Source organism: Sphingobacterium sp. R2, from assembly GCF_040760075.1.
GTDB lineage: Bacteria > Bacteroidota > Bacteroidia > Sphingobacteriales > Sphingobacteriaceae > Sphingobacterium.
Window position 1 is genome coordinate 578,467 of sequence record NZ_CP142884.1, and the last position, 11,591, is coordinate 590,057.

The window sequence follows — 11,591 nt, forward strand, 5'->3', positions numbered from 1 at the left end:
CCATGAACCATCATGAGTTGGTCGCTAAATACGGTGATAAAATACTCACTCATGATAGATTCATCACAGTTAATAACAAACCGAGTGAAACGAGCTCATTTACACCGATGAGATCAACACTTATAATAATTACTACGATGAAAAAGATTCTATTATTTTTGGTGCTTTGCGTTGCACTCGCATCATGTTCGTCTTATCAATACAATACCACACGGGTAGAAAAGATGGATTTTACGCCATTTAAGACGTATGCTTGGTTGCCTCCGGTCGACTCGTTATCAAAGTCTTATTTTGACAATGATATCGCTAAAACCAATATTCTGGACGCAGCTAATACTGCTTTGGAAGCAAAAGGCCTTCAATATTCCAAAGATAACCCTGATTTACTATTTCGATACATCACGATTGTCAATAATAAGAGTCGCTTGGTCTATGGTGGCGGCGGTTACTACGGCTGGGGGGGACCCTGGGGATGGTATCGTCCGTGGTTTTCACCCTATTACTACGGTGGCGCCTATTACCCAGTTGCAAAAGAACGCTATCGTTACGGTCATTTGATTATTGAAGCTATTGACCGCAAAACAAATGCTGTGATTTGGCAGGCACGCGGCTCTGGAGATGTCGATAACCCAGAAAAAGCAATTAATAACATCAGCAAGGTTGCAAAAGGTGTTATTGATCTGTTTCCCGTAAAGACCTTAAAAAAATAAACAAAGTTTATAAACAAAAGAAAGACTGGTTGACACTAATTAACCGGTCTTTTTCTTTTATATACAACGCCCTCTATTACAAAAAGACAGTTACTATCGGCATATATTTTGGACTGTGCATTCCTTTTGGACTGTGCATTCCTTAAGTATATTCCCCCGCTATGCGAAGAACTTATTATTATATCTTAGTCCTAAATCGATGATCTAACTTTCAAATAAAATGGAACCTCAACACGGTCTTTGGATTTTTTTATGATCAATTCGGCTGCTAAACGCCCCATCATTTCAAAATCAGTTGATATGGTTGTAATACCATTGAGGATAAATTTTTTCAATGGTGTTTCATTGTAGGATATCACGCCAACGTCTTTCCCGATGACCAATTTCTTTTGTATTACTTTGTTCAATAATTTCACCAGATCATCTTCGATAATATTAATATAGCACGTTCCCTTCTCTACCTTCTCTTCATCGATATCAGAGACTAATTCATGTTCAAAAGCATATTGCTGGCAAAATTTATAAAACCCTTTGATAATAGCCTTTGGAAAATCACTGTAGTCCGGAAAGACCAGTTTTATGCTTTTGTATTTACTCAATACTTCATTAGCTTCCTCTAAGGCGGAGTAAATATCCTGTTCATAGTTCTCATAAACAGCCGGAAAATCGCCAGGTACATCTTCGATAAATTTGCCCAATAGCATTAGCTTTTCTGAAGGGATTTTCCGGATAATATCAGGGGCCTTATCTCGGCCTTCTTTAAAATGTGGAAATAGGACATAATGGTCATAAGTTTTCGTTAGACTCCCTAAAAGTGTATTTAAATACGATAGATCTGAATTATAAACAAACAAATCCAAATTCGCATAGTCACTTAATTCCTTTGCAAAGGAATCATACACAATTTTTTTATGCGCACTGAGTTTATTCAGAAAGATTGCAATCTTAAGTTTCGATTGTACATCTGTTTTATGCACATAATAGCCCTTACCGGGGTTCGAAGCAATAATCTCATTTTTCTTCAGGTATCGGTAAGCCTTTTCAACGGTATCACGTGATATTTCTAAATAGGCACTTAACTCATTAATGGAAGGCAACATATCATCTCGGACCAATATTTCGTTTCTTACGGCATCGGTGATGGTATTTGCCAATTGCAAATACTTTGGAGTAGCAGAGAAATCACTAATTTCTAAAGTTTTTAAAAATTGATTTACAGAATTGGTCATTGTTAGATTTTAAGAATTATAAAATTAACGATTTGTTCATAACTTTTTAAAAAAAACTTAAAAACCACCGTTTTCAAAGATCTTTTACGATGCAGCTCATGACAAAAATCTACTGCCTTCGAATCATATAAACATCCCCTTATTTTAACAGTGAATTTTTTAACAATTGAAATCGTTATATATTGAGCCGCTTAAAATGTAACTGAAGTTTAATTTAAAGGATATTGAACGAACCAATGATTTCTATCCAGCAAATATTGGCGAATTTGGTTCGTTTGGCCTTCGGAGTACTTCTTCGCGACGATATCGGCTAAAATTGTAGGATCGTTCCAACGATCGGCAATGCGCATCATCGCAAAATAAGCCTTTGCTTCGCCCGCACTTTCCATCAGGGTCTCTTCAACAACTAATTTATCTATTGCTTTCTTATAAGCATCAACTTTTTCTGTTGTTGATAAATCATCTCTGCTGACACCTTCAGGGTGCACGGGTGCGAGATTGACCCGACGTCTAATTCCCCAATTTCTGGCAAGGCTAACATTCATCGCCGCATTGTCAAAAGGATATTTTAAATTGCCTGCGTTTCGCGAAAGATACAACTCTACACCATCATTCAACAATGCCTCCGCCTGATCAAACATGCCCAAGTTATTGAGTGCTTCTATCATAAAAAAGTGTACATCAGCATCTCGGTATATGACAATATGGACATTATTTTTATAGATTTCTGAAGCACTCTCCCGATCTCTCGAAAATTTGCGGATCACCCAAGCTCCGTTCTGTAAAAAGTAGGTGTAATTCTCTCCCCGATATTGATCACCCAAGGTATGCCCATCATATCGAATTTGTTCTTGGTACCTACGCATAGCGGCAGCCGTCGGCTTTAAATAATATAAGGAAGGACTTTGATTCGAGAAATAATGCATCAAGCGATTTGTCTGGTTTCGTTCAAAATCATAGGGTACAATATTCATCAATACTCTTGTCCGTGTTATTGGATCCCTCGTAAATACCTGAACCCACTCCCCATTATAATCGTCATTACTGACTTTAAACTTATTACTACCATTGTCGTAGATAAAGCGAATACCTATATCGACCACTTTTGTATATTGCTTCGTCCACAGATACAGCTCCATTAATAATGGTTCAGGCGATGGACAAATCATATTCCAAGTGAGATCTTGCTGATTAGTAGCCACCCCTGGAAATAAAATATTGCCCCAGTTCGCGACATACTTTCCATCAACACCGTCCACACCTATTTCCATCAATGAGACCAGTTTAGGCAACAGTTCATTTAAAGAAATTACGGGAATGGAAGACAGATTGTCTAAATCGATCTTAGAATCATCGAAATAAGCTACCTTACCGTATAATTTCCCTAGCGTCAGATACGTCCATACTTTAAAACGAATTGTTCCAGATATTAATGCATTATAGTGCTCGTCCTCCAATGCTTTTGGGTTTGCTTTTCGATAAGACCTAATTTTTTCCAAATAAGCATTGGCATTTACAATAAGATCATAATAGGTGCGTGGGTTGGCAAAGGTATTGCCCTTTTGTTCCTTGTAGTTGTACAAATCCCACAAATCTTGGGGTGCATTAGCCGTAGGTTCAAGTAGATCGGTTCGTAAGTCACTTAAAAATACAGTTTGATCGGCCAGAGCCTGCATTTTTGCAGCAACTCCCATATAACCTGAATACAGTTCATTGGTTTCTTGACCATAATCTTTTTCCGTCAAAACATCGTTGGTATTCACTTCAAAATATTTGGAACAACTGGTAAGAACCAAGCACACGACGACTATGCTATAGTGTATATAATAACTTTTCATACTTTCTAGAGTTTAAAATTGACGCCTAATTTAAAGGTCCGTGGTAAAGGGATTTTGCCATAGTCTGCACCGGTATAAGCCATGCTATTGCTGTATGCCGTTACAGGATCCAGTCCCAAATATTTGCTCCATGTAAATAAATTTTCAGCAACGATATACCATTCCGAATGCGCAAGAATTTTAAGTCGATGATTCCCAAAACGATAAGACAAAGACAAGTTCTCTAAACGCATATAAGAAGCATCTTCAATCCATCGGCTAGAAAAGCGTGCGTTCTCCATGGGATCACCATATTGTACCTGTGGGATATCAGTTTGTTGGCCATCGGTCTGCCAACGGCGCAGTGCCGCAATGGATTGATTATTATAACCGGCGAGATCCTCGAGACTTCTACGTACAGCATTATAAGTCTTGTTGCCTTTGGTAAAACTCAAGAGACCCTGCAATTGAACCTTCTTATAACGTAAGGTGAAATATGCGCCCCCAAATAATTTCGGCAAACTACTTCCTAGATCGACCTGATCTTCGGCATCTATAATACCATCGTTATTCACGTCCTCAAAGAAAACATCGCCTGGAGCAAACATTCTATTCTTATAATCGTATAAATTCAATTGCTCGGCCTCTCTGGCGCTAGCGATAACGCCATTGGATTGATATCCATAAAAAGAAAAGGGTGCTTTATCCACCTGATGGATGCGAATAACATCATCTTCCTGCTGTAACAATATTGGATTCACACTCAACAGCTTTTTTACGCTACTGTTTAATGTGGATAAATTACCGCCCAGTGTGAAAGACCAGTCTGTTTTGTCAACGAAAACAAAATTAGCATCCACTTCCAAACCACGATTGTTAATTTGACCCCCATTTAAAAATATCCTGTCGATTCCCGCTATGGGCGACACAGAAAAACGATTCAAAAGATGACTGGCACGGTTGTAATAATATCCCACGTTCATATTTAAACGTTGATTTAGCCCCGAAAAGATTAAATTACCCTGCATATTTTGGTTATCTTCCCATCTAATTTCATTGCTAGGAATGTTACCCACTACAATTCCAGCAAGTTGTCTATACAATTGGCTGCTGTAGTACGATTGTCCAATCTTTGATGAAAAACGGCTGTTACCGGTTTTTGCGTAACCAAATTTTAACACGAGGTTGTTTATCGATTCATTCTCCTTCAGAAAAGACATATTAGAGAGGAGAATTGATAAGTCCGCCGCCGGGAACAGGCCAAACCTTTTGGCATTTTCCCCTGTAACGGAGCTACCGTCAACGCTAAGATTGGCATCTAATTTCAGTAAGCTGCGCCAGTTGTAACGGACGAAACCATACATGTTCATCCAATTCCAGTCTTCATCATATCCCCAAAATTTACGTCCTGCGTTACTGACATAATTCAGTGTACGGTAAAAATCGGAACTTGTATTCCTACCCGCACCGGCATCATACTCCTGACTATTCAGCAGGCCCTGTATACCGATACCAGCATCCAATTGATCGCGGCCTAACTGTTTCGCATAACTCCCATAAAAATTCCAGGAAATATTAGCTGACTGCCCAGCGCCCGATCGCGCTGTATTTAAAGCAATTCCATTCTCTAAAGGGAGAATGGTGCCGCTAGACAATCCTGGTACAAAGGTTGTCTGCCGGCTATAATTTGTATAGTAACCCAGCAAAGCATTAAATTGAAGATCTTTAGTCGCTCTATAGCGCAAATTAGCTTGTGCAAAAACATCGTAGACGTCCGACGTAAAATCGCCGGTTTGTAGAAGAGCTAAGGGATTAGAGACGCCAAATTGTCTAACACCGTCCAAATCAGTCAATAGGTTGTTGTCTTTATCTTTTGTATAGGGGCTAAGAATCGGCGCTCTATACATTGCGGCCAACATGGGATTGGTGGCTTTTAACATGCCTTGTTCCTGGAATCTTCCGGTGTTATAGGTTAATGCCATAATTGCATTCAAGTCGAATTTCTGTCCTAAAGCAATCGTTGAATTCAGACGCGTGCTGTATCGGGTGTTGTTTGTATTGTCCAATACGCCCTGTTGGTTCAACACGCCAAGCGAGAGATCATATTTTGCAACCGCATCGCCACCTTTGATTCTTAAATGATGATCGGTTACAAAAGCATTTCGATAAATCTGATCTTGCCAATCCGTTTTATTATTGTACAGGTAGTTATAATAATAATTCGGATCATCTTTCAGGAAAGGAAATTGCGCCAGCAGCTCGCCCATATCGTTGTAATTGGTCATCCCAACGGCACCGAGATAACTCTTGTATTGACTATCATTCAGCACAGGCAGCGTTCTATACTGATGCGCTACTGCAAAATTACCTCGATACTCAATAACCGTTTCCATATCATCGGATGCAGAGGTTTCTAATTTGAGTACTCCATTTGAGCCTAACGAACCGTAACGTGCTGTTTCGGCTCCCTTCAAGAATTGAATACTTTTAATATCATGAAGGTTAAATGGGGCAAAGATACTTCTCGAGTATCCACCAATAATCGGAGAATTATCCATGTCTGGTAAATACGGTGCATTATCGACGACAATCAGCGGATTGCTATTTGCTTCAAACGAGCGCACTCCCCTAAAATTAAATGCTGCACCTTCTGACGGCATCCCACCTTTGTTGGTCGTGCGTAACCCTACAATCTGGCCAGTTAGTACTTGTTCAACGGTGGCTGCGCCCTTAGGATAGTGTTCCGTGGTCAACAACGTCGCATTAGCTGCAGAAAAAGACCCCGAAACTACATTTTCATAATGTTCTCGTCCCTCCGAAATCAACTTTATTTCAATTTGGTTACGCCCCAACACTTCAATACGTGATTCAAAGAATCCGGGACTCCAAATCCGAATAACTGGCGACTCATCTCGTATATTATCGAAAACAAATGTTCCATCCGATTTCGTCTTGGTGGTATGTGTTGAGTTCAAAATACTTACAATAGCCCCCTCTATGGGAGTTTTATCGTACGATTTCACGACCTTTCCCTGAATATTTTGCTGGGCATAACTATGCATGCAGAATAATGAGAATGACAAAGCCATTGACAACTTCCACACATGTTTATTTTTCTTATACATGAGATCTGTAAAATTCATTTGGTTAATAATTATTTACTGTTGGAATCAACGCCCAGTGGTAAGGCTCAATATTTTCTACAGTTCCCTTTCCTAACCCGGCAAATTCAACTTTAATTTTAAATGACCGGATTTTATCGCTCTCGATCACTACAGGTCCGACTAGTCCTCCCCAACCATTATACTTGGTTCCAGCTACGGTATTTGTCGCGCGATCATAGTTCCACGGCGTCGACGGTTCCACATTTAAAGACTTTGCCACTAACTTATCGTCTACGTAGATATTCACAAATGGATGGTTTTTGGCCAAAAATCCCATATACAGATTATATTCTCCTGGTGGAACTTCCACGACTTTATAACCTGTTGAACCATCTGGCTTCCGCGCTAACATAATCGGAGTAAAATTGATTGATGCAGGCTTATTGTCGGCTATATCTCCCCGTATGAGAAGGGTTCGGTAGGTAAGCTCGATCCCCAATGTAGGAAAACTTACCTTATCCCTGTCTTTTGGTTCTATAGCGGTCACATTGGCGAGGCCAAACAGGTTTGCCTTTTCATTTTCAGGTACATATTCATAATAATGAAACAACTGCTTTATCATTTGAATATGGACATTATTGGGAATTTTTAATTTGGTTACGTTAAAGATTCTACCGTTACTCATGCGTTTATATTGCGGATCTACCAGTTGTATACCTGGCTTCCATAAGCGATTAAAGGCGGACGTCAGATCCTTTGTGCCATAGTCAGTTATAATTTCATTATAAAAAATAGCCTCTTTGATCCATGTATAGGCGATTAAGGAGTCTTCTCTCAAAAATTTCTTTCCAAATTGATTATAGAGACGCTGTAAATCATCAAAACAATTTTTAATAACCTGATTAGCAGGAAGGAACATCGTAACATTTGCAAACTCAGAGCGGATGTTCGCCTTTTCAAATATTGGATTTGTAATGGTAAATACGGAGTCGTACAACGTGTTCCCAGTTGGATCTACCCCTATGGGAACACTATTTGACAAATCAAAAATCGTATCATTCATGGCGAGAACGCTATCTCGAATGATCGAATAGTCATTCCCCAGACCACGGAGATAATCATAAATGCTAACGTCCGGCTTCAGCAACAGATCAATTTCATGCACCACCCCGTTTTTACAAAATTGATTGGCCTTAATCAGTTTGGCGTCACCAACATATGCCTGATTATCCTTACGTGAAACCATCAGATACTTCCCATTTAAAGTAATTAATTTTAAACCATCTTTAAGTTTTCCACTGTCATATTTGAGGTTATTGATATGATACTTTAAGATCGAGATTTTATCTTCTGTGGATGATTCAAAGGCTGCCATCTGATCATTAGGTACCGCCCATATGGTTAATTCTTGATCGCGGGTCAGCTCCTCAGCGATCCCATACTCTTCCAGTTTTGAGACAAATAGGCTGTATTGTGGTTGAGTTTTAAGATAAGCTAACAAATCTAATTGGGATATGGATCCTTGTTCCTCGTAGTGCTCATTCCAATTCTTTTTACATCCTGTTACTGCAACAAGCATGAACAGGAGAATTCCTACAACGTTTTTCATGTGTGTATAATTAGATCTCATTTATTTGGGTCAATTAATCGGGTCGAACTGGATGTAATCTAACGTCAGCAACTTACCATCCAGTGATAGTATGCGGAGGGTATGGTCTGTTGTTTCCCTAAATTCCACGGTTCCTAAATCCTGCGTCATCATTTTGTCGGAGCTGGTATTGGACATCACCAACCGGGGATACAGCATTTCATTATCCAATACAAAGGCACAAATTCCTGTATTTGAAGCATATTTAGTACTAGGCCACGTCAATTTGACTTTGTATTTTCCCTTTACAATAGTGGGGCTTCGCATCTGAATCCATCCCGATTCGCCCAATTCTACACGTAAATGATCGTAATTCAGCGGACCGGTATACCAAATACCGTCCGCACTCCTGTTGTTCCGATAAATCAATACATTTGACTTGGTCTCTGGTTGCGCCCGCCATGTAATACTCGTCAGCTCGTTGGCCACAAAGATTTTATTGTATTGCGCTCCAAGGCTCGGGTTTCTGTATTGGGTAACATTGGCGGCTATATCTGGATAGTCGGTAAACTCCCAAATAACCTTGACCTGCTCTGGAACGAAAATTGGCATCCAATGGCTAATATCGTGCAATACACCATTTTTGCAGGGGATATTGATTTCATTAAAATGAATAGCACTGCCGATACGTTCATCGGTATTAATAACCAAACCTTCTCCTCCTTCGCTAATTTTTATCAATTCGTATTGGGCCATGGTTTCCAAATTCATTTTTGTCGCGCCAGCAGGGAATTTACCTAAATCGGCAAAAGAGCGCTGCTGCGCCAATAGGTGGTAAGCCATATAACGATTAGCAAGATTGCTCGTCGATTTCAGGTCTGATCCTGATGCGCCCAGTTTATTCAATAGCGCTGCTAGCGTATGAATGCCTTCTTTCAGGTAAACAGCATCACTTACCGCAAATGCCGTATATTTGAATCGCTGTTGAATTGGATTTCCATCCGGGTCTGTGCCTGCTGTGTAGACGGTATTTAATCGCTCGTCATATCCGGTTGCGACGGCCAGATCATGAAATATGCTATATTTTTGATCCTTCAATCGATCCAATATAGTCGCTGTAAGAGGTTCCAAAACATCGTCTACGCTATGGATAATTCCATTAGTTACCTTAATATCGAAAGCATTAAATCGCGATAGCCCATTCAAATAGATCTGATCCAATCCACCATCTTTGAACTCCACAAAAAGATTATCATCGGTAGCATTTAAATCTGAGATTGCCCCACTTTGAAACTGACCGAGGTCAATTGAAACATTTGGAACAAGATGATAACGCACCAAATAGTTAGCATCGTCTTTTGTCATCTGATCAACCGAAGTCAGATTCACTTTTTTAAGATATCGTTCGACACCATCGTTGACTGGCGCAAAGAGCGTGTATATGGTATTAATATTCAATGTATTGTACAAGTCTGCTTTCTCGAGGATTTTGACCCATAGATCATATTTTTCGGGCTGATTTTTAAGGTATGCAGCCATGGGTAAATCTTCATACGCTGAATAGGTATTATTTTCGAAATCATCTTTACAGGAGGAGAGTAGGATTGAAAATAATCCAATAAAAAGCAGCACAAGGTTAGAAAGAGGAATAAGATTCTTTTTCATTTTTGCATTAATTTAGGTTTTCATAATACGGGTTCTGCACAAGCAATTTATTATACTTCAATTCATCGGCATGTATTGGCAAATAGTGCGCATTCTCATTGAGCAATAGGGATCTAATCACAGGTGTTGAGGCTCCTGATACGCCGAGTAATACTTGTTCGATCAAATATTCTTTATATTTATATTGATCTCGTTGCGCCACACGTAATAGATCAAACCAACGTTTTCCTTCTCCCACAAACTCCCGTGCACGCTCATCCATTAATGCTTTCAATATATCCAACTCGGTACTCCCTGCTTCGAGCGGGCGGGAAATTGAGGCCCTTGACCGAATCGTAGTGATCAATTCTACCGCTTGTGGGTAGTAACTTTCTCCTTTCATAATCAATGCTTCGGCCTTCATCAGGTAAATATCCGCCATCCGATAAATGATCCAATTTTGATCACTATAGGGTCTAGGAATCGTTGTATTTCCTTCTGCCCCTAAATATTTCCAAAGCTTGTAGGCAACCGTTTCGTAGGATGCCCCTGCGCCGCGGATATCTTCGGCATTTTCTGTAAATAGCGACACACAATAGTTGGATATGATCCAATTATAGTTGGAGCCAAATATTTCCATCAATTTATTTGTTTGATTCTTGGTATAATCAAATTGGATTTCAAAAATCCCCTCGTTGGAATTTCCGGGATTAAAAATACTGAACCAATTATTCTTATTATTGACTGTTCCCTGCAAGAGCCCGTACTTTCCTGACTGCAATATGGTATTACAGGCGATTATCGCCTCATCATATTTTCCCAGCCAGAGGTAGACATCGGCCAACAGCGCTTGTATAGCCCATTTTGTGGAACGCCCTTTGGTTTCCCAAACCGTTGGCCAGATCTCCTTACCGTTGTTTGACGCAACCGTCAGATCCTGCACAATCTGATCAAAGAGCTGAGCTTTGGACGATTTTGACAATTCGTATGCTTGCTGATCGTCCATATAGGGTTCTAGGATCAATGGTGCCTCGCCAAAACTCCTAACGATGTAGAAATAACTGAGTGCTCGCAAAAAATAAGCCTCCGATAAAAAAGATGCCATAGTCGCTTGATTAAACGCTGGATCTTTTTCAACAACAGCAGGGGCATACTTTATCACCATATTGGCATAATTGATAATCTGATAAAATTCACCCCATTTTGCATAATTGTTTGTCGGCAAAAGCGAGAAGCTTTTTAACCTTAAAAGATCGACATCAACATACCCGCTTAAGCTCAGTGTATTTCCCCGCCCTTCGCCCCATACTAACATTGTTTTAACAGCACCTTGTAATTTTACATAGGCCGCACCTAATACAGCTTCCACTTCAGCTTTATTGGTCCAGTAAGCATCACTGACCTGTTCATTCTGTGGTTTGAGATCAAGCCATTTCTGACAAGATGCCGCTGGCAACAATAGACACAGCATCATTAATTTATAGCATATTTTCATCACT

Annotated in this window: 7 protein-coding genes; 1 reads left to right on the forward strand and 6 read right to left on the reverse strand. The window is 39.8% G+C overall.

Annotation, left to right across the window (positions count from 1 at the left end; genetic code table 11):
* Positions 1–137: 137 nt before the first annotated feature.
* Positions 138–710, forward strand: coding sequence for a DUF4136 domain-containing protein (locus VXM68_RS02595; protein ID WP_367210351.1), 573 nt, complete (start codon positions 138–140; stop codon positions 708–710).
* Positions 711–901: 191 nt separating this feature from the next.
* Here VXM68_RS02595 and VXM68_RS02600 read toward each other — a convergent pair whose 3' ends face one another.
* The 6 genes from VXM68_RS02600 to VXM68_RS02625 form a co-directional block, all read right to left on the reverse strand.
* Entirely contained in the window at positions 902–1,939 is a 1,038-nt protein-coding gene (locus VXM68_RS02600) for a GntR family transcriptional regulator (protein WP_367210352.1), read from the reverse strand.
* Between the two features lie 209 nt (positions 1,940–2,148).
* Complete coding sequence (locus VXM68_RS02605; RefSeq protein WP_367210353.1) at positions 2,149–3,777, reverse strand: RagB/SusD family nutrient uptake outer membrane protein; 1,629 nt, start codon at positions 3,775–3,777, stop codon at positions 2,149–2,151.
* A 5-nt stretch (positions 3,778–3,782) separates the two neighbouring features.
* Positions 3,783–6,899, reverse strand: a complete 3,117-nt coding sequence (locus tag VXM68_RS02610; protein ID WP_294185442.1) for a SusC/RagA family TonB-linked outer membrane protein — start codon at positions 6,897–6,899, stop codon at positions 3,783–3,785.
* A gap of 4 nt (positions 6,900–6,903) precedes the next feature.
* On the reverse strand, positions 6,904–8,469 hold the full coding sequence (locus tag VXM68_RS02615) for a fasciclin domain-containing protein (RefSeq protein WP_367210354.1): 1,566 nt from the start codon (positions 8,467–8,469) through the stop codon (positions 6,904–6,906).
* 30 nt (positions 8,470–8,499) lie between these two features.
* Positions 8,500–10,113 (reverse strand): fasciclin domain-containing protein, encoded by a 1,614-nt coding sequence (locus VXM68_RS02620; protein ID WP_367210355.1) that lies wholly within the window; start codon positions 10,111–10,113, stop codon positions 8,500–8,502.
* A gap of 7 nt (positions 10,114–10,120) precedes the next feature.
* Positions 10,121–11,587 (reverse strand): RagB/SusD family nutrient uptake outer membrane protein, encoded by a 1,467-nt coding sequence (locus tag VXM68_RS02625; RefSeq protein WP_367210356.1) that lies wholly within the window; start codon positions 11,585–11,587, stop codon positions 10,121–10,123.
* Positions 11,588–11,591 lie beyond the last annotated feature (4 nt).

Bases quoted from the DNA above. Each gene is read 5' to 3' on its own strand.
- VXM68_RS02620 (WP_367210355.1), bottom strand. From the start codon at position 10,113: ATGAAAAAGAATCTTATTCCTCTTTCTAACCTTGTGCTGCTTTTTATT.
- VXM68_RS02615 (WP_367210354.1), bottom strand. From the start codon at position 8,469: ATGAAAAACGTTGTAGGAATTCTCCTGTTCATGCTTGTTGCAGTAACA.
- VXM68_RS02595 (WP_367210351.1), top strand. From the start codon at position 138: ATGAAAAAGATTCTATTATTTTTGGTGCTTTGCGTTGCACTCGCATCA.
- VXM68_RS02600 (WP_367210352.1), bottom strand. From the start codon at position 1,939: ATGACCAATTCTGTAAATCAATTTTTAAAAACTTTAGAAATTAGTGAT.
- VXM68_RS02625 (WP_367210356.1), bottom strand. From the start codon at position 11,587: ATGAAAATATGCTATAAATTAATGATGCTGTGTCTATTGTTGCCAGCG.
- VXM68_RS02605 (WP_367210353.1), bottom strand. From the start codon at position 3,777: ATGAAAAGTTATTATATACACTATAGCATAGTCGTCGTGTGCTTGGTT.
- VXM68_RS02610 (WP_294185442.1), bottom strand. From the start codon at position 6,899: ATGAATTTTACAGATCTCATGTATAAGAAAAATAAACATGTGTGGAAG.